The sequence below is a fragment of the Paenibacillus lignilyticus genome, assembly GCF_017942085.1.
Taxonomy (GTDB): domain Bacteria; phylum Bacillota; class Bacilli; order Paenibacillales; family Paenibacillaceae; genus Paenibacillus_Z; species Paenibacillus_Z lignilyticus.
On record NZ_JAGKSP010000032.1, the window covers coordinates 1 to 24,120 of the forward strand.

The following is a 24,120-nucleotide window of genomic DNA, read 5'->3' on the forward strand; positions in this document are numbered from 1 at the left end:
ATCTATAGCGTCTTCCGTACAAATTGCATCGTGTATTTTTCCTCGAAGCCTAAGCGATCGTACAGATTTCTGGCATTATTTCCGACAACGCACCACAGGTCGACGTAAGCATGGCATATGGCTAGCCATAAACGCCGCCGAATCGTGATATAAACTTTCTACAAGCTCCTGTATGATCTGATCCTTTTGCGAAAAATGATACGTGACTACGCCTTTGCTGATCTTCAGCAGTTCCGCGATCGCTCCCAGCGTAAAGCCGGCATAGCCGTTTGCCTACCCTTCTAATCGGTGCATCTTTCTGTATTTGTGCGGCGGCAGACCGATCGTTTTCTTAAACACGTTCTTGAAGTGGGTTTCGCTCTGATAGCCGACCAGCTCGGCGATTCGATACACCGGTTCTCTCTCTGTCCGCAAGTAATGCTTGGCCACCTCCATCCGGTAGCCGACCAAATATTGAATAGGACTGATCCCCTCGGATTGACTGAATACCCGGCACGTATATCCGGGACTGAAAAAAGACGCTTTCGACAACTGATCCAGCGTAATGGCGTCCATGTAATGATTGTGAATGTATTGCTTAATCGCGGCAACCGTTCGGTCGGTGCTTGTTGACGTTTCCTTAATAAAGCCGTTATGGACAAGCTTGGCAAGCTCAATCAACAGAATGGCCACATAATAACGAATGCTTAGCCCGGCGGGCACATAGGGGTCTTCTGCCAAACGCAAGATGATACGCGACAGAGATAACGCCTCCTCGTAGCGGTCGCCAAGCTCAATCACAGGGCTTGCTCCGGGCTTGATGAAAGTTCCCGGCGCTAAGTCAGTCAGCTGAAAAGCGTTAAAGGAGATGGAGATCGCCTTAAACGGTTCCGACGCATCCGACAGCTCCTCATGCCATACGCCGGTATCGTAGACAAGCATAGTCCTCGGACCGGCCTTATAGATTTTGCCGTCAATCAGGAACGATCCGCTGCCCTCGGTAATAAGCAGCAGCTGCGCGATATCCGGATGATGATGCAGCGGATAGGAGAACGTTTCGCCCCGCTTCAAATCGAAGTTGATTACACCACGCACAAACGGCAGAAACGGTTCGACAAAAAGCGATTGGGACAAAGAGCTCACTCCTTTGTTATAAAAACAAAAGCCCATATCTTTTAGTCCAGTATGCTATCTGCAAGGCGCTTACAAATTATCATATACTCGGGTTACCAGGTGCCGCAAGCGCTTTCTTTGCCGGCATTGAAACTGCAAAACAAATACGAATTCAACGCAGCGCGAGGTGAACAGGGCATTGGGTAAAGAGGCCAAACGAGAGGCAGTCGCAGGTTATTTGTTTATCGCTCCGTGGATTGTCGGGTTCATTGTATTCGTGCTCGGCGCGCTCATAACCGCGTTCTATGTAAGCATGACGGACTGGGACTTGCTTACGCCGTCCAAGTGGATCGGAGCGGAAAATTATAACACGCTTCTTCATGACAAGAAGTTCTGGATCTCGCTGAGAGTTACGGTCATCTACGTCGTTACCGCCGTTCCGCTCGGCATCGTGTTCGGCTTCAGCATTGCGCTCCTGCTCAATCAGAAGATAAAGGGCTTATCCATTTGGCGCACGATTTACTATTTTCCCGCCATTCTATCCGGCGTCGCGGTTTCGCTCATGTGGATGTGGGTGCTGAATCCGGATTTCGGCGTCATCAATCTGCTCCTCTCTTACGTCGGCATCCAAGGCCCCGGCTGGATCGCCAGTCCGACCTGGGCGCTCCCTTCCCTCGTCATTATGAGCATCTGGGGTGCGGGAGGCGGCATGATTATTTACTTGGCCGGACTGCAGGGCATCCCGACCGAATTGTATGAGGCGGCCGAAATCGACGGCTGCAGCAAGTGGAAGAAGCTCTGGAAAATCACGATCCCGATGATGACGTCCGTCATCTTCTTCAATCTGATCATCGGAATGATCAGCGCATTCCAGACCTTTACCGAAGCTTACGTGATTACCAATGGCGGGCCCGACAACGCTACGCTTTTCTATGCGATGTATTTGTATCAGAACGCCTTTAAGTTTTTCAAAATGGGGTATGCCTCCGCTCTTGCCTGGGTGCTGTTCTTAATCATTCTGTTCATGACGCTCCTCTTATTCGCGACCTCGAGAAGATGGGTCTATTATGCGTCCGGAGAGGAGCATCGGGGATGAAGTCAACCGCTGAACGGCTGCAAAAAACAATTGTCTATATCGTTATCGCGATGGGCGCCTTTTTCCTGCTCGTCCCGCTCTGGTGGATGATTACGACCTCGATCAAGCCGTACGCGGACGTGTTTATTTTCCCGCCGGAGGTCATTCCCTCCCGCTTCCGCTGGTCCAATTATCCGGATATCTTTCGGATCTTGCCGTTCGGCAAATATTTTCTAAACACGCTGTTCATCGCCGTGTTCGTCGTCTGCGGCACCGTCTTCTCTTCCGCGATGGTCGGCTACGGGTTCGCCAATTTGCGTTTTCCCGGCCGCGGCGCGCTGTTCATCGTCATGCTGTCGACCATGATGATCCCTTATCATACGACCTTGGTGCCCCAGTTCATCATTTTCAAGGAGATCGGCTGGCTGGATACGTACCTGCCTTTGATCGCGCCCGCCTTTTTCGGCACGCCCTTCTACATCTTCCTGTACCGGCAGTTTTTCATGAATATTGCCAAGGAGTACAATGATGCCGCCAAAATCGACGGCTGCGGCTATTGGAACACCTTCATCCGCATTATCATCCCGATGTCGTTGCCCGTCATTGGCGTCGTGACGATTTTCTCCTTCAACGGCGTATGGAACGACTTTCTGGGACCGCTCATTTATATCAACTCCGAGCGGCTGCGGACGATTCAATTGGGCATTAACGCGCTGCGAGGCTTGCACACCGTGGAGTGGCATCTGCTGATGGCGGCTTCGGTCATCGCGCTCATTCCGACCGTTACGATTTTCTTCTTATTCCAGCGGAAAATGATCCAAGGCGTGGTCGTCTCCGGAATCAAAGGGTAACGAGAGGGGGAATGTTCGAGAGCTCTGCCGGTTTCGAGAAGCATTAGAATAATAAGGGGAGGCAACGAAAAATGAAAACGCTGTCAATTGGAAAGTGGAGTCGTTTCATGTTCGTGTTCGCGGCTGTAAGCTCGCTCGTCTTCGCAGCAGCATGCTCAAACTCGGGCAAGTCCGATGACAAAGTCACCATTACCATGACGTACACCGGCGATGAGAATGCGACGAAGGTGCTGAAAGCCCGCATCGATAAATATTTAGACAAGTCGCTCAATATCGAAGTGCAAGTGACCCCGATACCGGGCGGCGAGTACTGGGATAAGGTGACGACGATGTTCGCCGGCGGCACGCAGCCGGACGTTCTGTTCATGAGCGAGCCGCTCAAGAAATTCGCCAGTCAAGGCAAGCTGCTCGATATGAACTCCTATATCGAAGCCAGCTCGACGTTCAACAAGGACGACTTCTATCCGGCTTCATTGGAATTTTATCAATATGACGGCAAGCAATACGGCATTCCGCAGGACTTGAATACGGCACTCTTCTTCTACAACGAAGATATGTTCAAGGCGGCCGGCTTGAAGACGCCTTGGGAATTGTACGAGGCAGGCAACTGGACATGGGACACTTACTTGGATGCCGCGCAGAAGCTGACGCTTAAAGACGGCGACCGCGTTACGCAATTCGGCACCAGCTATCCGGGGATTGGGCCATGGTGGTACAGCGCCTGGGTGTTCACCAACGGAGGCAATTACTTGAACGAGGACAGCTCGAAATCGGCATTCAACGATCCGAAAGTCATCGCTTCGCTTGCGTTTACAAGCGAGCTGTCCAACAAATACGGCGTCGCTCCTTCGCCTGCCAGCGGCGGGCAGGACGTAACGGGCATGTCTTTTGCGACTGGCAAAATCGCGATGGAAGCAAACTTCTCTTGGGCGATTGGCGGTTATAAGACGCTGCCGTTCAAATGGAATGTGGCGCCAATGCCGGTGGCCGGCGGCGATATCGATCCGCTGACGACCTATATTCACAACTCGGGCTTCTCAATCTCCAAGGACACGAAGCATCCCGACGAAGCGTGGGCCGTTATCGAAGCGCTCTCGACACCGGATTCCTACGCGGATGATGCCGCAAGCCGAGGCATTATCCCCCCAAGGCCGAGCGTCGTCGACAAGAAGGAAATCCTGAATGCCGAAGGGATGCCGTCCAACGCCAAAATCATTTCGCAAATGCTGGAAAAAGGCAAACTGTATCAATTTACGGAAACGACGGCGGAAGAGGATCAGGTGTATATCACTTACGGCGACCAAATTCTCAATAAGAAAGTGACGCCGGAAGAAGGCGCCAAAAAGATCGCTGAGGAAATCGACGCCATATTGAGCAAGAAGAAATAAAGACCGGTAATAACAAGAGGCGCTTCCGTTAATTAGGAGCGCTTCTTATTGTTTCATTGTGATCAAACCTTATCATTTGCATGAATGTTGTACGATAGAGATAGCAGCAACATTAACGAATGAAAGGGGCTTATGGAATGAATCAAATCAAACCCATTTTGCCGTGTCCCTCCATTAGGGAACAGATTGCCTTCTACGAACATTTGGGCTTCGAAACCGTGTATAACTCGAATCGTCCGCACCCGTATGCCGTTGTAAAGTATGGCCAGCTGGAGATTCATTTCTATGTAAGCAAGAAGATATTTCCCGCCGAAAATCCGCAAATGTGCTACGTGCAAGTCGATGACGTCAATCGTCTCTATGAGGCTTTCACTGCCGGCTTGAAACAAGCGATCGGGAAAATCCCCCGCTCCGGCATTCCCCGCATATCGAAGTTGAAGGACTTGGCGGAAGATCGAAGATTTATCATTACGGATATGGGCGGAAATACGCTGTTTGTCGGAACGCCGAATGTCGAACTTGCCAACCCCGCCTTCTTTCGAACCATCGAGAGCGAGGCATGGGTCAACCCCTTCGAGACCCTATTCGATTTGATGTATTCCAAAGAAGACAGCAAGTCGGCATCCATTATGCTGGAGAAGTTTTTCCCTTCAGATCTCAATACGTTGGACGTCGGAAGCATGGATTTAGCTAAAATCCTGCTTGTTGCGTTGGACATCCAACTGCACCGTCATAACGTCGCCGATCCGGCGTTAAACGATCGCCTAAAGAGGCTACTTGCCGACGGAAATAATGATACTGCCGATTGGAAAAGAATTTCTCAGCAATATGACGACATCCTGAACGGCGAATAACTCTCTTGCAGACAATAAAAAACAGAGCGACGGTGTTTGGATCACCGTGCTCTGTTTTTCGTTTCATCCTTATTCCCCTATAGCACGAGCATAAGCGATAATCGGCGGCTCTCCGAACTCCTGCGCGTAGTCCTCGCCTAACCATACACCGAAGCTGGTCTGCCGGCTGAACCCTAGGCTCCGATAGTACTCCGCATCCTGACGGATGACCTCTTCGTAGAAAGGCAATGCTTGCAAAGGTTTGGTCCATTTTAGAAACCGGGAATTATCCATCCAGTATTCCAGAATTTGAGCGCCTTCCTGTCCGAATAGCTGCAGCAGACCGGGCAGGTGCTCGAGCTCCTTATAATTCTCCGGGCAATTCGGATCATGGATCGCAACAGCGGAATTCCGGTAAATAGGCGCATACTCCAGGAAGATACCAGGGTCGGGCTGTACCTTCACCGGCGCTTGGATCGTATCCTGGTATGCCAGATAACAATGCTCGGCCGTCTCATCGAACCGCCGAATCCCCCGCAGGATATGATTGTAGAACATCATCGCCTGGTCGGACGTGGACAACGTCCGGCATTCCTCACAGTGGCAGGCACTGTTGGTCACGTCGTCGATCCAGAAATAATAGCGCCCCGATCGTGTAGGCAACGCCCGAGCCAGTTCTTCAGACCGCTCCTCTAAGAATGCAAGCGCCGCCTTGTTCGAAGCACACAAGTTAAAGTCCGGATTGCGATTCCCGGACTCATCCAGCCGGAACCAGTCGGGATGCTCGGAGAAGAGCGCTCGCGGAACGAGCCATGACATAGCGTGGGATTCGAATTCGAGGTCCACGTTCAGCTCCTTCATCCGTTCCGCAAACTGCTCAAACACCGGCGTTTTCACAACATCCAGCATGTTCTCGAGCTCCTCAAGCGCTCCTGCTCCCCAGCCCGGATGGATGCCCACCAGATTAAGGCCCGAACGGGCAATCAGGTCCGCCCAATAGGGGCCAACCTCCTCAGGTAGTATGAGTATGCCGCGTTTATCTTCTTTCATGTTGATTGTCTCCTCTGAGCTGTTAAAATTTATCCGCCGTATACCAATAAATCGGAAGCGGAAACCATCCGGCAGGCACGTTAGCCCCCGTATAACGACCTTGCGGTGTAAGCAGAAGCGTCTGTGCTTGCTTCTTGTCCAGCGCAATTGCGCCGGGCTTAGCTGACCGCTCAACCGTCACGCCGTTCTCATCCACGCGAGCCGTAACGGGTTGTCCGTCCAGTACAGCGGTGAATTCGCCGGGCGCAAGTCCTGTGGTCCGATATGCAAGCGTCAAATAAGCTTCAAGCACGCGGGCAAAGTTTATAATGTGGTAGCTGTCGGATGTCCCGATCGCGTAATTTTCCGCAAAGCTGCTCAGGCTTGCATTCAGCTCCGTCTCATACTCAGGAGCGAACACAGCGATCCATTCCTGACCCGAATGCGCCAAATACCCCTTTATTGCACGCGGAACGTCGTTCACATCTGCCATCGCCAGCTCCGTTACTTCATTCCCCGCTTTGTTAACGACAATATAGCCAATTAGCTTGTCCCCATCCAGTACGCCGATTGCCTTCTGCTCGAGTCCATTCAAGATATGCGACATGTACTGCTCTTCACGATGAACGAATGCCGGCCGAGCATCGTTCAGCTTGCGTGCAAAGGCTGCTGCGCCATCGACTTCAAACAATGGCCGGAACGACAGCCCGTTCACGTTCGCATCGCTTAAGGCATGGCGGCAATTGACCTCTCCTACCGAATACTTGATCTTCACCCCGCCGAGGGTAAAATCGAAATACTCGTACCGCTGCCGCTGACCGTATAGAACGACCATATCGTACAATTCCGGCGCTTCCTCCAGCCACTTGTTCATGAGCACCTTCATATGCCCTTCCCCGCGAGCTCGCGGATGCACCGACACGATCCCCAAGTATCCGGCCCGCAGCGAAATGCCGCTTACGTTCATCGGCTCCGGATAAATGGCTACCTGCGCGCGCAGCCGACCCTGCTCATCCGCAGCCACCATGTGGATAGACGAAGACTCGATGTCCTTGCTGTACACTTTGGGCAGCACGGCTTCGACATCGATTTTAAAGGCATAGTTGGCCAGATCGATATACGCCTCACGCTCATCGGGTCTTGCCTTTCTATATTCCATCACATTCATAACTCCCTCTGTATAAGGATTAAATCTATGATTTCAAATTCATTCAAGCCTCTGACCTCAAACTACATCCATTATACCGAAAAACGAATCCCCCAAGTGGAGCCTCCGGATAATGCAGTACTTTCGACAAATCCTTCATCGTTTTCCTAACGATACGCAGACTTCATGCACGCCAACAGCAGCAACGAATTGACAAAACGCTACAAAAAAATACACCGCATAGCTACATAAAACATTTACAATTTTATGATCTCTCGAAAATATACAACTTGTACTTTACTTGTAGACACGTTGAACTTTCAGGGAGGGTACATCATAATGAAGAACATTTCGAAACTTACAACAGCTGTTTTATCCGCATCTTTGCTCGTCGGTGCCATTGTTGCTCCTGCATCCGGCTTCGCGGCCGCGCCAATCGCTAAGAAAGCCGGTGCCTTCACGCAAGCAAGCGTTGAACGCACGGCCCAAGGGAAATTGATCGTGCGTTGGAAAGCCGATGCCGACCTCGGCGCGGCTAAGGTATACTGGAGCACTTCCCCGGACAACATCGAGAAGAACGGTAAATTGCTGGCTAAGACATATTCGGCATTTAACGGTTTTGTAACAGCGGATCCTAAGCCGGGGTCCCGGATTTATTTCCTCGTAAAAGGCGGTAACAGCGCTACGATCGAGACGGCTGAGCGCAAAGTCAACCTGCAAGGCGCATTTAACTTCCGCGACCTCGGCGGTTATCAAACAACAGACGGCAAAACGGTAAAATGGGGCAAGCTGTTCCGCGGCGAAGAGCTCGGCCATTTGACGGATGCGGACCTTAAGGCAATTCAAGAGATGGGCATTAAGACCAACGTCGACTACCGTACCGATGCGGAAGTGAAAGCTCTGCCGGATCCGGTAATCCCGGGCGTCAACAACGTCCGTACGGATGCAGGAAACGCCGGTTCAACGGCCGATATGAACGCGATGATTGCCTCCGGCATGATGAAAGACGCCGCTTCCGCCGTTCAAATGATGGCGGGCTTCAACAAGCAAATGGTCGACGCTCCGAAGTTTTACGTGCAATTGATGGATCTGCTTAACGATCCGAACAAAGCGGCTCTCTTGCAGCACTGCACAGCAGGCAAAGACCGCACAGGTTTGGGCTCCGCAATTATTCTGCTGACGCTTGGCGTAGACGAGAAAACGGTAATGGACGATTACCTGCTCAGCAACTTCTATCGTGCAGATGCGAACAAGAAAATGATCGAAGGCGTCAAGCAGCAAGTGAAAGACGAGAACGTGGTTGCTGCCATTACGGCGCTGATGGGCGTTCAGAAAGAATTCCTTCAAGCTGCCCTTGACGAGATGAAGGCGAAGTACGGCTCCATTGATGCGTTCCTGGAGACAGGCCTTGGCATTACAAAAGAAGAACGCGCTAAGCTGAAAGCGATGTACACCGAATAATCTAACAAGTAAGGAGTCGCCCCGGTTGCGGGACGACTCCTTTTTGATCTCGCTTTTTCGTCAGCTGAGTTTGCAGAGAGTCCCTTGCTTGTCATAATATACAGAGGAGTGCCAGACGGAGAGGAATGTGCAATGATGGCGAATTCAACATTAATAGATACCGCGTACGACTATATAAACACCCAAATTCGAACCGGTGAATTCATGCCAGGTTCGCTTCTATCCGAGAATGAATTGTCCGAAACCCTAAATATGAGTCGTACACCCATACGCGCGGCGATTTCTCGTCTCGAACACGAAGGGCTGCTCGTTACGCTGAAGAATAGAGGCGTGCTCGTCAAAGAGATCTCCATGAAAGAAGTCATCGACACCATGGAGGTGCTGTATCTGTTTCAAATGCAGGCAATCGCACTATTGAAAGATGGCGTGGTAGAACCGGATCTTAAGCATCTGCAGGAGCATTTGAACCGTCAACTCGACGCCGAGCGGAATAATGCTTATACGCAGTACCTTGAGAGCTCTATGAAGTTCTCTGAATGCCTGCTCAATGTCATGAATAACGGAGTTATCGCGAAAATCGTCGATGCCGGCGTCAAACAACTCATCCTCTTCGCCACCATTAATTTCAAATTAACGCCCCACGAGCCGCACTATTCCGCCAACCGGTTGAATCAATCGATCTACGATGCGATTGCAGCTGGCGATTACGATCGTTTTCGCGAAATCGCCAACGAATCCTATGCCCATAACCGACAGCGCATGCTGCGCATGTCGAGATTGTAGAACCCAGGGGTTGTTTAAAGTGAACATTCGAAACCTGCAGCCAAGCGACAACGCGGCGATCGAACGAATTATACGGGAATGCCTAATCGAATTTGGCGGCAACAGAGCCGGGTTAGCTTGGGAGGATGAGAGCTTAAGCCATTTGGCTGATTACTATAACGCCGAAGGACGAGCCTATTGGGTCGTTGAGCAGGATGGCAAAATCGTTGGGGGATGCGGCATTGCGCCTTTTGCGGAATCGAGCGAAGTATGTGAGCTGCAGAAGATGTACTTGCTGCAGGAGGCAAGGGGTACAGGCGCGGCAGCCGCTCTGTTAGACGAAGCACTGGCCTTTGCGCGTATTCATTATCGGCAATGCTACTTGGAAACCTTGACGACTATGGTGGCTGCCAATCGATTCTATGCCAAACATGGCTTCGTACAACTCGATGAGCCGCTTGCAGGCACGGAGCATTATGCTTGCGATGCCTGGTATATCAAGCAGTTGAACGGATAAAGGCGCCCGGCCTGCCCGAGAAAGTCTCGACAGCCGCTTTTTGACTAAACTTCTGCATGAACAAAACTGTAACGGTTGTCAGCGCGGCTATTTGATGAAAAATAGACTTTTTGAAAATCTAACGGTTGTGACAGACGTTATTTGCAGGGGCGCCCACATGGGCGCCCTTAGCCTTTAACCCGACACGCTGGGCTGCGAATTGCCCGTTTCTTTGCGACGTGACGGCAATAATCCGATAACGAGCACAATCGCGATGGTAATGGCAAAGATCGCCACGAAAACGACATGCATACCATGCGCGGGTTGTTTTACCTCAAGCCCCTTCGCGGCATTGTTGAATAGCGTGCCGAGCAGCGCGACGCCAACGGTCTGCCCAAGCGCGTTCATAAGCGAATTCGTCGAGGCGGCCACTCCCCGTTGGCTCCAGTCGACCGCGTTCTGAATCAGCACGAGAATAGGTGTTGTCAACAAGCCATGCCGAAACCAATGACGATTAAGATGCCGACCAAATTCGCGTACGCCGAATCGGCGTCAATGAACATCAGCCACAGGCAGCCTGCACTAACGATTACCGCTCCGGAGATAATAAAGAGGCGGGGTCCGTGCTTAAACATGAGCCTGCCCGTCAAAGTAGCTGCAAATGGCCAGGCCAAGCACATCGGCATTAGCGTGAAACCGGAATTCATCGCGCCAGTAAGCCGATCGTTACGATCTTACGATTCGTTGTTTGCTGTGCCAACACGAAATGCGCCTCCTATTGCAGCTAAAATAGATATCCTCAAATCTATTCACCGTCATCTCAATTATTCCTCTTCCGATAACGCCTACACTAGGCAGGAGACTGGTTGACCTATGCAGAATCAAGTAGACCAACCACATTTTCTATAGGAGGAGCTCCCCTTGATCCGCAACCTGCTTCCGTATGCCATTGGACTTATGAGCCTCTCTTATATTTTCATCATTCCGCCTGAACCCGAAGGCTTGAAGCTGGTATTCAAGCTGATTCCTATGGCCCTCATCATAACGTATGCCTACTTGCTCTGCCCGGCTTCCCGGCAGCAAAAGCATTCGCTGCTCTTGCTCGGTTTGCTCTTCTCCATGTGCGGTGACGGGTTGATGAAATGGTTCGTTGCCGGGCTCTCTGCATTTCTGATCGGACACCTGTTTTACACAGCATCCTTCATTCGGCGCATGCGGTTCTCTTGGCCACGTGCCATGACCTTCATTCCAATTGCCATCTATGCCGGGTATATGAGTATACAGCTTGTTCATGCCCTGCAGGACAGCGGGCAGAGCGGACTCATCGCCCCCGTTCTTCTCTATGTAACGGTTATCTCCGCGATGGCCTGGACGGCGATTCTAACCGGCAATGGTTATGCTGTAATCGGCTCCCTGCTCTTCTTGGCCTCCGACTCCCTTCTGTCTTGGAACATGTTCGTTTCTGACATTTCCCACTCCGACATCTGGATTATGGCTACCTACTATGCGGCCCAATTCTTCATTGCCAATAGCTTGAAGGAACCATCAGCGTCGCTTTCTACCACTCCTCAATTTCACGCAAAATTTTAATAGTCTTAAGCGTATGTTCTCGTTCCGTAATAGACATAATTATAGTAGAATCGAACATATGATCTACTATTTTGCTAGGAAAGGATGAATTTTACACATGGAACTCCCTGTAACAAATAGTCCTTCATCAGAACCTAAGCCCTCTATGGGCTCCATGCTGAGAAACCGTTTTATTCAAGCTATTTTATCAGCAGGCGTATTCATGCAGATTGGCATTTGGGTGCGCAACTTCGCGGTGCTCTTGTTTGTCGTCGAAATGACCGACGGGGACGCGCTTGCCGTCTCGTTGGTATCGGTAGCGGAGTTCGCGCCGATCTTCGTTTTCTCGTTCATCGGCGGCGCGTTCGCCGATCGATGGAAGCCTAAGCGGACCATGGTATTATGCGACCTGCTTAGTGCGATATCCATCTTCGTTATTTTGCTCACCTTGCTTTATGGCTCTTGGCAGTCGATATTCTTCGCTACGTTCGTCTCGGCGATTCTGTCGCAATTCTCTCAGCCTTCCAGCATGAAGCTGTTCAAGCTGCACGTGCCGGGAGAGCAAATGCAGGCCGGCATGGCCTTGTTCCAGACCATGATGGCGGTATTCATGATTTTGGGCCCGATTCTGGGCACATTCGTATTCGAACAATTGAACATCTACTGGTCGATGGGCATCGTCTGCGCCATGTTCCTCGTCTCTGCCGCTGTGCTTACGCTGCTGCCTCCGGACCGGAACGAAGAGAAAATCGATAAAGGGACGTCGATTTGGACGGAGATGAAGATGGGGCTCGACTACGTTCTTCATCGTAAAGCGCTCGTCGCTTTGGGCGGCTCTTTCCTCGCCGCAGGGCTTGGCATCGGCGTCATTCATACGCTTGCCGTGTTTCTGATCACCGAGCAGCTTGGCTTGCCGAAGGGCAATCTGCAATGGCTCTTTGCGGCCAACGGCGCAGCTATGCTTGTCGGCGGAGGGTTATCGATGGTGTTCTCGAACAAGGTCGCTCCGCAAACGCTTGTTTTATGGGGCATGCTGGTCACCGGAATCGGCGTATCGATCATGGGATTCTCCGAGAGGTTCTGGCTCACGCTGGCGATGGAAGCCATGATCGGCCTCTTCATGCCAGCCCTGCAGATCGGCATTAATACGCTCATTCTGAACAAGACGGAAGAGACATTCGTCGGACGCGTGAATGGCATTCTGACTCCTATGTTCATGGGAGCGATGGTTGTTACGATGAGCATATCGGGCTTCCTGAAGGACAGCTTGACGCTCTCTTGGACCTATCAATGCTCCGCTGCGATGTTCCTGATCGGCATTGTGTTTCTACTGCCTTTGTACCGAATCAAGGATCCGGTTCCCGTTGCGGTTGAAGCGCAGTGAACGATGGGGAATCGAGTTCGATGAATCCCACGACGGGATTTTTGAGAAGAACAAAGCGCTGACGGCCAAAGAGCCATCGAATAAATAAGGCAAAAGGGAGTCGGCGGTTACGCGACTCCCCTTTTAAATATTCGTCTGTACATTTAGCTGATCACGCTAATTCCCTGTAAACGTGTGTGCTTCCAGCCCCGGTTTGAAAATAAAGGAGTATATACTCTCAGAGGTACTAATGACTCTGGTACTCCCATCGTTATGAACAAAATCACCAATAAGTACTTTCCAAGTATAAGACTCCCCTTCGGTCATCCCTCCCGCAGCAACGTAACCTTTACCGGTAAAAAAAGATTGCCCGGTATTCTTCCCATTCGCGTCTTGTAGCAAGGCGAGCCCGGATTGCGGTTTACCATTTCCATCAACGACTTTTGCTATCAGCTGAATGCGGTACAACTTAACGTTTCCCATAGCAAGCGGCGAGCCGTCATACGTGAATTCGCGCAAGGATGGCGGCATGAAGTCACCTATGGCCGGTTCTCCGGTTTCCCATCTCTTCGGAATCGGTACAAACACATTAAACCAGTAAGTATGCCCCTTTTCGAGCCCCCGGAGCGAGAAGCTCCCGTCCTGCTTGGTTACAACGGCTTCATGGTCAGAGGAGCCGGATTTAGGACTAAACGAGACGCGAATTCCGGCAATCGGCTTGCCTGTATCATCAATCAATCGTCCGGTTACTTGAGCATCGGGCAAATTCGCCAGAACGAACTCATGCTTCACCTTATCTCCGGCATGATAGGTGAAGGTATAAGATGCAGGGATAGCATATCTTTCAGACAAAGCCTGAGATAACCGTGCCGTAATCGTATAAGTACGGCCATCCTGTAACAGATCGGTTACATATTCGGTCTGTTGCTGCGCCATGAAGCTAGTCACCATACCGTTCTCGGATACGTCGAATCCCATTTCATTATCGATGATTGGATTTCCGTCCGGTGACAGTACTCGGACCGTAGCGTGGCGGTCATCTGAACCCAGCCAAGCGCAGTTGCCTGAGAGGCGAAATTTAAAGGCGCAAGTCACGATGTCAGCATTTTCTGACCAGCTGCCTTGAACATAATAATCGCTCCCATTCTCAAGCCCTACAAAATGAAAGTCTCCCTTCGGGCCGGTTACGGCCTCCGCAACGCTCAGCAGCTCATTACCATTCAGCTTCAGCAATTGGACATGTTTTCCGCTACTATATCCTTTGCCATCGGCTGTGTATACCTGCCCCTTCATCGTATTTCCGGCTTGAATATCGATGTTACGGGCTGCTGCATGCCAAGTAACCCTATTCCCCGTCTCTTCCCCCACAAATCGCAAAGGAACATAAACAGCTCCATCCTTGATCTCAGCCGGTGTTTGCATCATGGTTTGGTTCCCGTTCACTTTGGCAGCTAAGCTGCCAACCTTGAGTTCGATTCGAGTATAGGCATTCCAACCGGTAACGGTCCGTGACTTCTTGTCCCAATCAATCTTCAAGTTCAGCGCTTCGAATATCGCCCTGAACGGAACCATCGTCACGCCTTGATCGACATAAGGTGTTGCCGTCATCGGAACGGCCGAACCATTCACATGAACAGAGATAGGGTTCAGCTGCCCTTCTGCTTTTACGATCGGTGCAAAGCTTCCGCTAACAATGAGTATTGCCATACCAACAAAGAATGCTAAAAATCTGAACAGCTTTCATCCCCTCCTTGCATTATTTTTTTTGCAGAACCCTCGCGCTTTCCTCGATCTATGCGACGTGCGACATGGAGAACAGCACCCCAGTGACGGCGAACGATCTGATCCGGGCGTTTATTCAGGCGAACTCGGATTTCGTTATACAGCTTATTTCGCTTCCATTCCTCCATAAGGATGTGCCCGGAGAAGGTTTCAAGCAGTTTAATGTACTCTTCAACATGATAGATACGCTCCCAATCGAAATGCCGGAGATGAACAACCTGAAACAACCCGCTGCTCTCAATCTCGTCTGCTTGCTCCTGAAGCTCTCCAACCCGCGGCCAGTCGTTGTTCTCCACCCGCTTCCCTTCACCGATTTCATAGTACACGTCTTGAATTTCATGAAAGAAAGGATCTCCCTCATCCGCAAAAACATGATTGGCGTTCCAGAACGCCAGGTGTCCGCCGGGATGAAGAGCCTGCCACGCCTTCTTGTATCGAACCTCGGGATCTATCCAATTCCAAGCGGTTGCAGCGAATACCAGATCGTAACCATTCCCCGCCTCGGGCTGCCATTCCTCGAAGTTCCCGTTGATGATGTTTACATCCAATCCAACAAGGTTTTGTCGAGCAGCTTCCCGCCCATACCGTACTCTTCTATTAAATGCCGAAGATTTTATGCTTTTTTAAGTTGCTTTTAAGGATGGTCCGATATGATTGCCTGATTATATTCTTATTATAAAGGCAAGTGAACATCTATGAGCAGCGAAAGCCTATTTCCTTCATTTCCCACCCTGTATACGGAACGGTTGGTTCTACGACAAATGAATGCCGCGGATGCCAGGGACATCTACGCTTTTTACTCCGACCCTCTGGTCACGAAACATTTGGATTGGTACGGGCCCTCCTCGGTCGAGGATACGCGAGTGCTGATCGACTCTTGGAATCAAGCCTATACAGATAAGAAACTAATTCCTTGGGGCATATCCCTTAACAGTACGATGCAATTTGTAGGCACGCTCATGCTCATGCCTACCCGAGGTCATTTTAAAGAAGCTCCCTTCTTCCCACTTACCCTCGGATTCGATCTAAAGCCCGAGTGTTGGAACAAAGGCATCATGTCCGAAGCGCTGCGATCCGTTCTGGACTTCAACCGGAAACATATCGGGCACAACCGCATTCAAGCTGAAGTCCTCCCTGAGAATGCTGCCTCGCTAAAGGTGTTAAAAAAACTGGGCTTTCAAGAAGAAGGATTATTAAAACAGTATTTATTACACGATGTTACGAAAACCTTCCTTGACGTGGTTATGCTTGCTTTATTGTTAAGTTGAACGCTTTGATTCGGAAAATGGATAAAGGCCTCACCGTCCCAAGGACGATGAAGCCTTTTTCTCATACGCGCTTAATGCATCATGACAGGAGCATTCACTTGATCCGTTGTTTCGCCTTCCGCGACTTTCGGCTTCCGAAGCAGAATAGCCAACAAGGCGCCGGCCGTAGCGATGCATCCGGCGATGAAGAACGTATCTCCGAACCCTGCGACGAGCGAGACAGCGGCATCGCCTTTGCTAGCCGTCATATGATCCGCAACCCGCGTACTCAGATAACTGGCCAAGCCCGCAACCGCGAACGAAACCACGACTTGCTGGGCAGCAGATGTAAGCGGCGTTACACGGCCTACCAGATGGCGCGGCGCGGCTTTCAAGATGTGCGTATTGACCGGCATCATCGACAGTCCCATGCCTACGCCCATAATCATCGTTGCGACGATCACGAATCCTGCGCCGGAATCCGCTTGAATTTGCGACATATAGAACATGCCTGCCGCAACAAAGGCGACCCCGACCACACATACGGCGCGAGCGCCGAATTTATCGAACAGTTTGCCGCCAATTGGCATAAACAATCCTGTCATCGCGACTTGCGGCAGGATCATAAACCCGGTTTTGAGCGGCTCATAATGAAATACCTGCTGCATGTACATCGGCACGAATAAGAAGGAGCCGAATAAGGCCATGAACATCAACCAAGATGTGACCATGCCGATGGTGAAGTCCGCAGACTTGAACGCGCGAAGCTCCAGTAACGGTTGTTTATGGCGCAGCTCGACGAAGATGAACAACACCAAGGCTACAACGCCTACGATTAAGCCGACAATCGTTTTCGTAGAACCCCAGTCCTTGCCGCCTTCACTAACCGCGTAAGATAACGTTGCGAATGCGATCGGTGCAAGAAGCATGCCCCAAATATCGAGTTCCGGCACGGTTTTGCGTTCTACTTTCGGCAGGTACTTAAGTCCGACTAGGATTGCGATAATACCGATTGGCAGATTGATGAGGAAGATCCAGTGCCAAGTCGCGTATTCCAGCAAATAACCGCCCAATACCGGTCCGAGCGCAGGTCCCAGCATCATCGGAATGCCGAGCATGCCCATGACCGCGCCTTGCTTGTTAGGAGGAGCGAGCTTGAAAATAATCGCCATCCCGATCGGCTGCACCATGCCTCCGCCGATTCCTTGAATAACACGATAGATAATCAGCTGTTCCGGCGTTGTGGCAAAGGAACACAGAAGGGAGCCTGCCGCGAACAAGAAAATCGTAATCAGGAAAACTTGTTTGGCGCCGAATCGGTCGGTCAGCCAGCCGGCCAGCGGAATAACCGCGGAAAGCGCCAGCGTATACGCCGTAATGGACCATTGCATCGTATTAACGGATGACTTGAAATCGTCCATCAAAGTCGGCAATGCAATGTTCATTACCGTGCTGTCGAGGATGACCATGATCATCCCGACAACGATTGCCATAAGCGGCCCCATAATCGCCTTCATCGAAAATGGTGCATCCTCCAAGGCAGCAGCTGCATTCGAATGGTTAGACAACTTATCTCCTCATTTCGCTTAATCTTCTACCAATAAACGGTACTATTATTGGGGAATTTTTGCAATCGCCTAACCGACTTTTATTGTTAATTTTTGTTTTCGGCGGCTTGTGGCTATTTCTCGGATTCAGGCCATTTCCCCGATATCGTGCTGGCCGACGATAAGCTTCACCGGTTCCAGGTATACCCGAGTAACCACCGGCTGCGTAATCAGATCGATCTCGATATCCGCGACCTGATAACGGGCGATTTTGCCTTCCCTTCTGTCGTAGACCACGCTAAACTCCCTCAATCCCAATTGATGAATCAGGACAGATGAACCGATCGACAAAGCTGCCGTCTCGAACTCCCCATGCTCGAATAACACTTCCGAAATAATTTCATCATCCATATCCACGATCTTCACTTGCTGGCAGAACTGGTAGTGCATACATAACCCTCTCCTTTTACTCTTAGTTGTCGACTTTGCGCACATCGTTCGTGGCATTCTCCTATATTATCGGATGATCTGAGTCTCCTTTGCAGGACATTCCCCAACGCAAAAAGATATTCGTACGCCGAGGCCGGCGCTTTGTGATTCCCTGCGCTACTGTGCTACAATATTGAGATTAATGTAATTACACATAAGCGAGGTCTTATCGACAGCTATGCTAATCATCGGAATTGCAGGCGGCACGGGATCGGGCAAAACAACGGTCGCACGCTCGGTCATCGAACATCACGGATCTGACAAAGTGACGTTTATTTCGCAAGATAATTACTACAAAGACCATCCCCATCTTTCAATGGCTGAACGCGAGCTGCTGAACTACGATCATCCGCTCGTGTTCGAGAACGATCTGTTGGTCGAACATTTGAAACTGCTGAAAGAAGGACAAACGGTCTACGCACCGATATACGATTTCACGTCGCATGCCCGCTTCAAGGATAAAACCGAGAAGCTCATGCCTTACAACATCGTCATTATTGAAGGACTTCACGTGCTGTCTGACGAAAATCTGCGAGCGATGCTCGACATCAAGGTGTTCGTCGACACCGATCCCGACGTGCGGATTCTGCGCCGGGTGCTGCGCGACATCGAAGAGCGAGGCCGGTCGATTCAATCCGTCCATGATCAATACTTGCAGACCGTCAAGCCCATGCATGATGCCTTCATCGAACCGTCCAAGAAATACGCCGACATCATCATCCCCGAAGGCGGGCAAAACGAAGTGGGCATCCGACTGTTGTCCATATTGACGGAGAAATATTTAGGCGAAGAACGTACAGACGAATAACAGAATGCAAAAAACATCGCCCAGGCAGCCCCTTGGCGATGTTTTTTATGTTACCTATTCGCGTTTCATCTGAGAAGGGTCAGAGCCAACCGCATTTTTTCTATATACGCGGCTTCTCCGCCGGTACACATGAACGTTACATTTCCGCTCCCCAAACCCGTATCGATGCCGTAGCGAGTCAACAACGCCGAGAGTCTTCTAACCGTGCCCGCGTTGCCATTGACAATCTCAATATGAGACGGCAAAATATCGCGGAGAATATCCGTATAAAACGGATAATGCGTGCAGCCCAATACAATAATGCCGTACCGGTCAAGATCATAGGGGGCAAGCTTAGCCAGGAAGTATTCACCCATGACTTTCCTATCGAATTGAAGGGATTCGCAGTACCCGACAAGCTCAGGCAACGGCAGTGAATCCACGATTCCGTCTTGATCCACGCGGGATACAAGCGCATAATATTTAGGCATCTGCAAGGTAAGAGGCGTAGCCAATACAAGAACTCTTTTGCCGGTCGCGCGGTTCATCTCTACGGCAGGTTTGACGGCAGGCTCCATACCCACAATCGGGAAGGAGTACCGCTCCCTCAGCTCGTTGATCGCAATGCTTGTCGCCGTGTTGCATGCAATAACAAGCGCATCGATGCCTTGCTGAACCATCTTCTCCACAGCTTCAAAGACGAAGGTCTGAACCTCTTCCTTCGATTTGGTGCCGTATGGGACGTGCGTAGTATCGGCCATATAGAGATAATCCTCAGCCGGGAGCAGCCTAAGCGCTTCCGCCAAGACCGTAAGCCCGCCAATGCCGGAGTCAAAAAAACCGAGTTTCATAGGGGATCAATTCCTATCGAATGATGTAGTCATATTAATACCTACAGCATATCGCGATTGAAGTCCCTAGGGCAAGAACAGACATGACGTCATCGATGACTTTGCGCTGTCTCCGGCAATAAAAAACCCATGAGTCGAATAAACTTATACGACTCATGGGTATGTCCCCCAATAGCTACAGGGAATTCATTGTATTGAATTAAAATTCTCCTTCTGCTGCCGTTGGATTCTTCTCAACGGTAACGACTTCCCCGGTTTCGGCGTTTACAAATACCACGTAAATATCATTCCACTTGATATCGATTTCTTTACCTGCCTTTAAATCCCGCTTCGCTTTGATGAGTTCGGCATCGGTATAGGTGTATTGTTGATTTTCATAGGTTACAAAATAGTACTTTCCTTCCATGTCTACTCGCGTGCCCAAATCATAGGAAATTTTCAAGCCGCTTAATGAAACCTTAAATTTTTCTTCAATCGCTTTCCCCGCAATCTCAACCGCTTCCTTTTCGTTTACCGGCAAATCGTTGTTGATAATCCCCGGCTTTGAGCCTGGGCCTGCAATTTCGGTAGCCAAATCGGGTTGTTGATGTTTGCCGATAACCTTTACCTTTTGAACATCAGTATTCGTAGAAGCGTTTGCTGAAATAATGCCGTTTCCCGCAACCAGAATGGTTGCTACACCCAGAGTCATTGCTGCAGTGATAAATTTTTTATTCATTTCTTATTACCTCCAATAGTTTGTGGTGTTTCGTAGCTACAAACCAACTATAACGGAGCCGCGTTATGAACTAATCTTCAAGTTGTAAGGGAGTTGTAAAATAAACGGACACCTTTGTATATTCATTTTCTTTGGAGTCGATTTGGAGTGTTGCATGATGGAGCCGGGCAATCTCATTGCAGATGGATAAACCAAGCCCAATCCCACCCAGTTCTTTGGAACGGGAACGGTCCACGACATAGAACGCTTCGGTAATTTTCGCAATGTCCTTCTCCGGTATGCCTCTTCCATAATCCAACACCTCGAGCACAACGCCTTCACCGTGGGGATAACTTCTCAATTGAATCTCTCCCCCGAACGAGGAAGCTTTGATGCTGTTTTCGATTAAGTTAATGAACAAGGACTGCAATAGGTCCCGATCTCCATAGACCAGGTTGGCCGAGCACTCACGTGCTACCGTTATCTGCTTTGCCTCGATATGTTGCCGCTCCATGCGGACCACGTAGGAGAACAGATTTTCGATTTCGATGGGCTCCATGGCAATCTCCCCACTCTTCAAGTACAGCAATTGCATCATTTTTCCCGAGAGAACATCCAGCCGCGCAATATGCTCATAGATATAACGGACTGCCATTTTCCTTTCTTCCTCATTATAATTGGCCTGATTCAAAAACTCGCTGTATCCTTTGATCGCCGTAATCGGTGTTTTCAGTTCATGCGTAAGGTTATTGATGAATATCTCTTTGTCTTCGCTCGCCTTTTTGATTGTATCAATATGATTGGAAACCGCATCTGCCATCCTGTTGAAATCCTGTGCCAATTCCCCGATTTCGTCGTTTCCTCCAACTTTCACTCGTTGCTCATACGCTCCTGCGGCAATCGCCTTTACGCCTTTGTTCAACCTGCGAATAGGCGCGGTTAATTGAAATAACAGAAAAATAAGCGCTGCCGACAAAATAATTGAAATCACAACGCTCAATTTCGTGAAATACTGCCGTAAAGTAATATGATATTCCTGCAAATAATCCGATTTTCTCGAAATAACCAATCTCAAATCCTGGAGTTCCATTTTCCCGCCGACAAACAGCCATAGCTCGCCATTCATTTTTCTGTAAACGAAGTGGTATGGATCTCCGTGCAGCTCTGCGCGCTTCCCTTCAAACTGATAGGCATTGGAGAAAATCAATTCATCCGCTCGGTACACCTCCAGAAGGATATCCTCTTTATAATGATTTGACGCGAAGCTGGCAATTAACGATTCATAGTTGGTATTTCCCGAACTCTCCGTATAAACGCGAAGGATATAGCTTAATGATTTTTGGATGCTCCCGTATTCGCTCACGCCTCTTGAGATATCCAATTGTTCGTTTAGTTCATAGCTCTTCTTGAGAAGCGCATAGGCTCCGAGGTCGAAGGCGATCAGAAAGACAATCAATACGCCCAGATAGGTTTTCTGCCAAAATTTCACCTCTACACCTCTAGCCTGTAACCGTATTTATATACCGTCTTGATCCGGTCTTCCCAATTTAGTTTCTTTCTCAGTTTCTGAATGTGCACGTCAACGGTTCTTGTTTCTCCATAGAAATCGAAGCCCCAGGTTTGCTCGATAATTTTTTCGCGGGATAACGCGATGTTTTTATTTTGTACGAGAAGATCCAATAATTGAAATTCCTTGTTGGTGATTTCGACGATTTGTCCTTGAACGGTCACGGTGTGCTTGTCCAAATCGACTACGGTGTCATCCAGCCTGAATTCGGTTGTAGCCTTCTGGTTCCTTCTCAAAATGACATGGATCCGAGCGATGAGCTCCACGGCTTCGAAAGGCTTGACGATATAGTCTTCTGCTCCGATTTGCAGGCCAAACACTTTATCGGTAACCGAATTTCTTGCCGTTAAGAAGATAACCGGCACGCCCCGTTTCATAATATCCTGCATGATTTCAAAGCCGTCTCTGCCAGGCAGCATCACGTCCAGGATGATTAAATCGATACGCGCCTCATTTAAGGTTTGCAATACTTGATCTCCGCTATACAATTGGACATACTCATGCCCGACCATCTTTAAATTGACCGCAATCAAATCGTTAATGGCCTTCTCATCATCAACAATCAGTATTTTCGCCATATGCCTACACCTCTACGCCATGATAGCAATTCTGATCTTAAAAGTTATCATAGAGTTGTAAAATTCTATTTCCCACAGCTTACCCCGCGGTAGTTTATCTATTCGAAGAAGAGGAAATCCCGTAGCTGGTTTAAGCCATAAAAAAACAGAGCGACGGCATCCTTCTCGCCGTGCTCTGTATTGAACTTCGCATTATTGCACTATGTTATGGCCGGAGCAGCCAACGATGATTTTTGCAAACAGCGGTCCCCAAGTAGACTCGTGGTGCGTTCCGCCAGGAATGAAGTCGAATTGAATTCGGCCTTCCGCTACCCCTGCTTCAATCAGCGTCTGGCGGGCCAGCGTGACGTGCTCATTGGCAATCCGATTAAAGTCCGGATTGTCGGTTTCCAATTCGCCGATGCTCAGATAGACGCGCAGCGTAGGAGAAATAACCGACTGTTGGATCAATTCAATAATTGCGCCGTTGTCATGCCACATGACAAACGATAGACCGCCAACCCGGTCAAACTGAGCGAGTACCTTCGTGATAGCTTCTCGGCAAGTAGATCCACACTCTGCGCTCAGTCTGCAGCTGCGGAATCGGGAACGCTTCGATTACCCTCACATCGCCGGTAATGGTATGCAAGGCGTCGCCCGTCAGAACTTCTCTCCACGGCAAAGCAGTATGACTCATCATCGTTTCCCTTCGGCGTGAATAAGCTTTAGACTGCGCGCATGATGGCGGCCGATCGGCACGACCAGCGGGGAGTCGGACACAGGGTCGCGAATGACCGTACAGTCGAGGCCGAAGACATCTTGGATTAAGCCGGCCGTAATGACCTCGGACGGTTTGCCTTCCGCCACCAGCTTGCCTTCGCGAAGAGCGAAGATATAGTCCGCATAACGGGCGGACAAGTTAATGTCGTGAAGCACCATGACGATCGTCGTGCCGTGCTTACGGTTGAGATCCGTCAACAAATCCAATATCTCGACCTGGTAGGTGATATCCAGGAAGGTTGTCGGCTCATCGAGGAACAGAATGTCCGTCTGCTGCGCCAGTGCCATCGCAATCCAGACACGCTGCCTCTGGCCGCCGGACAGCTCATCGATATTCCGGTCGCCGAGATCTGCGATCTTCATAATGTCCATGGCTTCGGCGACGGCTTCGTAATCCTTCTTCGTCCATCCGCCGAGCCAGCTCTGGTGCGGGAAACGCCCTCGGCCGACCAAATCCGCGACGGTAATGCCTTCCGGCACGATCGGCGACTGCGGCAATATGCCGAGGATCCGGGCGAGCGGCTTAGGCGAGAATTCGCTAAGCGCCTTGCCGTCCAGCGTGATTTGGCCGGATTCCGGTTTAATCAGCTTCGCCATGGTTTTCAGCAGCGTGGACTTCCCGCATGCGTTTGCTCCGATAATGACGCTTATCTGATTGCTGGGAACGGCTAAGCTTACGCCATGGATAATCGTTTTGTTGTCATAACCCGCAACGGTTTGTTCAGCTTGGAACTGATGGCTGGGTTTCAT

27 protein-coding genes and 1 pseudogene are annotated in these 24,120 nt (G+C 50.1%); 11 read left to right on the forward strand and 17 right to left on the reverse strand.

Going from position 1 to position 24,120, the window contains the following annotated elements; translation table 11 throughout:
* Nucleotides 1-75: 75 nt before the first annotated feature.
* Nucleotides 76-258: pseudogene (locus I8J30_RS34335) on the reverse strand (hypothetical protein); the annotation flags it as partial.
* A gap of 15 nt (nt 259-273) precedes the next feature.
* Nucleotides 274-1,113 carry an AraC family transcriptional regulator gene (locus tag I8J30_RS31125; RefSeq protein WP_210664257.1) on the reverse strand — a complete coding sequence of 280 codons (840 nt, stop codon included), beginning with the start codon at nt 1,111-1,113 and terminating at the stop codon, nt 274-276.
* Nucleotides 1,114-1,291: 178 nt separating this feature from the next.
* On the opposite strand from I8J30_RS31125, the gene I8J30_RS31130 reads away from it, so the two are divergent.
* The 4 genes from I8J30_RS31130 to I8J30_RS31145 all read left to right on the forward strand — a co-directional run bounded on the left by I8J30_RS31130 (nt 1,292) and on the right by I8J30_RS31145 (nt 5,260).
* The gene (locus I8J30_RS31130) at nt 1,292-2,188 is read left to right on the forward strand and encodes a carbohydrate ABC transporter permease (protein ID WP_240548514.1); all 897 of its coding nucleotides are present in this window, start codon (nt 1,292-1,294) and stop codon (nt 2,186-2,188) included.
* On the forward strand, nt 2,185-3,018 hold the full coding sequence (locus I8J30_RS31135) for a carbohydrate ABC transporter permease (RefSeq protein ID WP_177246148.1): 834 nt from the start codon (nt 2,185-2,187) through the stop codon (nt 3,016-3,018). Before I8J30_RS31130 ends, I8J30_RS31135 begins: the two co-directional genes overlap by 4 nt.
* Nucleotides 3,019-3,089: 71 nt before the next feature.
* Nucleotides 3,090-4,406: an ABC transporter substrate-binding protein gene (locus I8J30_RS31140; RefSeq protein ID WP_210664258.1), complete on the forward strand. Its 1,317-nt coding sequence runs from the start codon at nt 3,090-3,092 to the stop codon at nt 4,404-4,406.
* 137 nt (nt 4,407-4,543) lie between these two features.
* On the forward strand, nt 4,544-5,260 hold the full coding sequence (locus I8J30_RS31145) for a VOC family protein (protein ID WP_210664259.1): 717 nt from the start codon (nt 4,544-4,546) through the stop codon (nt 5,258-5,260).
* A 69-nt stretch (nt 5,261-5,329) separates the two neighbouring features.
* Here I8J30_RS31145 and I8J30_RS31150 read toward each other — a convergent pair whose 3' ends face one another.
* Nucleotides 5,330-6,289: a DUF4838 domain-containing protein gene (locus tag I8J30_RS31150; RefSeq protein WP_210664260.1), complete on the reverse strand. Its 960-nt coding sequence runs from the start codon at nt 6,287-6,289 to the stop codon at nt 5,330-5,332.
* 22 nt (nt 6,290-6,311) lie between these two features.
* Nucleotides 6,312-7,427: a GNAT family N-acetyltransferase gene (locus tag I8J30_RS31155; protein ID WP_240548515.1), complete on the reverse strand. Its 1,116-nt coding sequence runs from the start codon at nt 7,425-7,427 to the stop codon at nt 6,312-6,314.
* Nucleotides 7,428-7,754: 327 nt separating this feature from the next.
* Here I8J30_RS31155 and I8J30_RS31160 point away from each other — a divergent pair, with 327 nt between their 5' ends.
* From I8J30_RS31160 to I8J30_RS31170, 3 genes are all read left to right on the forward strand, one after another.
* Complete coding sequence (locus I8J30_RS31160; RefSeq protein ID WP_210664262.1) at nt 7,755-8,876, forward strand: tyrosine-protein phosphatase; 1,122 nt, start codon at nt 7,755-7,757, stop codon at nt 8,874-8,876.
* Nucleotides 8,877-9,008: 132 nt separating this feature from the next.
* Nucleotides 9,009-9,659, forward strand: a complete 651-nt coding sequence (locus tag I8J30_RS31165; RefSeq protein ID WP_210664263.1) for a GntR family transcriptional regulator — start codon at nt 9,009-9,011, stop codon at nt 9,657-9,659.
* A gap of 19 nt (nt 9,660-9,678) precedes the next feature.
* Entirely contained in the window at nt 9,679-10,155 is a 477-nt protein-coding gene (locus I8J30_RS31170) for a GNAT family N-acetyltransferase (RefSeq protein ID WP_210664264.1), read from the forward strand.
* A gap of 174 nt (nt 10,156-10,329) precedes the next feature.
* Here the strand turns inward: I8J30_RS31170 and I8J30_RS31175 are convergent, their stop codons facing one another.
* Together I8J30_RS31175 and I8J30_RS31180 are read right to left on the reverse strand one after the other, a co-directional pair.
* Nucleotides 10,330-10,623, reverse strand: a complete 294-nt coding sequence (locus I8J30_RS31175) for an MFS transporter (protein ID WP_210664265.1) — start codon at nt 10,621-10,623, stop codon at nt 10,330-10,332.
* Complete coding sequence (locus tag I8J30_RS31180) at nt 10,620-10,769, reverse strand: hypothetical protein (protein WP_210664266.1); 150 nt, start codon at nt 10,767-10,769, stop codon at nt 10,620-10,622. Before I8J30_RS31180 ends, I8J30_RS31175 begins: the two co-directional genes overlap by 4 nt.
* A 286-nt stretch (nt 10,770-11,055) precedes the next feature.
* Between I8J30_RS31180 and I8J30_RS31185 the strand changes: the two genes are divergently transcribed.
* Together I8J30_RS31185 and I8J30_RS31190 are read left to right on the forward strand one after the other, a co-directional pair.
* Nucleotides 11,056-11,724, forward strand: a complete 669-nt coding sequence (locus I8J30_RS31185; protein WP_240548516.1) for a lysoplasmalogenase — start codon at nt 11,056-11,058, stop codon at nt 11,722-11,724.
* Nucleotides 11,725-11,821: 97 nt separating this feature from the next.
* Complete coding sequence (locus tag I8J30_RS31190) at nt 11,822-13,087, forward strand: MFS transporter (RefSeq protein ID WP_210664267.1); 1,266 nt, start codon at nt 11,822-11,824, stop codon at nt 13,085-13,087.
* A 156-nt stretch (nt 13,088-13,243) separates the two neighbouring features.
* Here the strand turns inward: I8J30_RS31190 and I8J30_RS31195 are convergent, their stop codons facing one another.
* The gene (locus tag I8J30_RS31195; RefSeq protein ID WP_210664268.1) at nt 13,244-14,773 is read right to left on the reverse strand and encodes a stalk domain-containing protein; all 1,530 of its coding nucleotides are present in this window, start codon (nt 14,771-14,773) and stop codon (nt 13,244-13,246) included.
* A gap of 14 nt (nt 14,774-14,787) precedes the next feature.
* Entirely contained in the window at nt 14,788-15,465 is a 678-nt protein-coding gene (locus I8J30_RS31200; RefSeq protein WP_338044982.1) for a class I SAM-dependent methyltransferase, read from the reverse strand.
* A 78-nt stretch (nt 15,466-15,543) separates the two neighbouring features.
* On the opposite strand from I8J30_RS31200, the gene I8J30_RS31205 reads away from it, so the two are divergent.
* Entirely contained in the window at nt 15,544-16,116 is a 573-nt protein-coding gene (locus I8J30_RS31205; protein WP_210664270.1) for a GNAT family N-acetyltransferase, read from the forward strand.
* Nucleotides 16,117-16,187: 71 nt separating this feature from the next.
* Here I8J30_RS31205 and I8J30_RS31210 read toward each other — a convergent pair whose 3' ends face one another.
* Complete coding sequence (locus I8J30_RS31210; protein ID WP_210664271.1) at nt 16,188-17,663, reverse strand: DHA2 family efflux MFS transporter permease subunit; 1,476 nt, start codon at nt 17,661-17,663, stop codon at nt 16,188-16,190.
* Between the two features lie 126 nt (nt 17,664-17,789).
* A complete protein-coding gene (locus I8J30_RS31215) occupies nt 17,790-18,092 on the reverse strand; it encodes a hypothetical protein (RefSeq protein ID WP_210664272.1) in 303 nt (100 codons plus the stop codon).
* Between the two features lie 217 nt (nt 18,093-18,309).
* On the opposite strand from I8J30_RS31215, the gene udk reads away from it, so the two are divergent.
* Nucleotides 18,310-18,939, forward strand: a complete 630-nt coding sequence (udk, locus tag I8J30_RS31220) for a uridine kinase (RefSeq protein WP_210664273.1) — start codon at nt 18,310-18,312, stop codon at nt 18,937-18,939.
* Between the two features lie 65 nt (nt 18,940-19,004).
* Here udk and murI read toward each other — a convergent pair whose 3' ends face one another.
* From murI to I8J30_RS31250, 7 genes are all read right to left on the reverse strand, one after another.
* Entirely contained in the window at nt 19,005-19,769 is a 765-nt protein-coding gene (gene murI, locus I8J30_RS31225; RefSeq protein WP_210664274.1) for a glutamate racemase, read from the reverse strand.
* Between the two features lie 199 nt (nt 19,770-19,968).
* On the reverse strand, nt 19,969-20,487 hold the full coding sequence (locus I8J30_RS31230; protein ID WP_210664275.1) for a hypothetical protein: 519 nt from the start codon (nt 20,485-20,487) through the stop codon (nt 19,969-19,971).
* Nucleotides 20,488-20,557: 70 nt separating this feature from the next.
* Nucleotides 20,558-21,955: a sensor histidine kinase gene (locus I8J30_RS31235; protein ID WP_210664276.1), complete on the reverse strand. Its 1,398-nt coding sequence runs from the start codon at nt 21,953-21,955 to the stop codon at nt 20,558-20,560.
* A 2-nt stretch (nt 21,956-21,957) separates the two neighbouring features.
* Nucleotides 21,958-22,611, reverse strand: coding sequence for a response regulator transcription factor (locus tag I8J30_RS31240; protein ID WP_210664277.1), 654 nt, complete (start codon nt 22,609-22,611; stop codon nt 21,958-21,960).
* A gap of 192 nt (nt 22,612-22,803) precedes the next feature.
* Nucleotides 22,804-23,091 (reverse strand): hypothetical protein, encoded by a 288-nt coding sequence (locus tag I8J30_RS33405; protein ID WP_240548517.1) that lies wholly within the window; start codon nt 23,089-23,091, stop codon nt 22,804-22,806.
* Nucleotides 23,092-23,116: 25 nt separating this feature from the next.
* Nucleotides 23,117-23,290, reverse strand: a complete 174-nt coding sequence (locus tag I8J30_RS33410) for a hypothetical protein (protein ID WP_240548518.1) — start codon at nt 23,288-23,290, stop codon at nt 23,117-23,119.
* On the reverse strand, nt 23,287-24,120 hold the full coding sequence (locus tag I8J30_RS31250; protein ID WP_091225244.1) for an ABC transporter ATP-binding protein: 834 nt from the start codon (nt 24,118-24,120) through the stop codon (nt 23,287-23,289). Before I8J30_RS31250 ends, I8J30_RS33410 begins: the two co-directional genes overlap by 4 nt.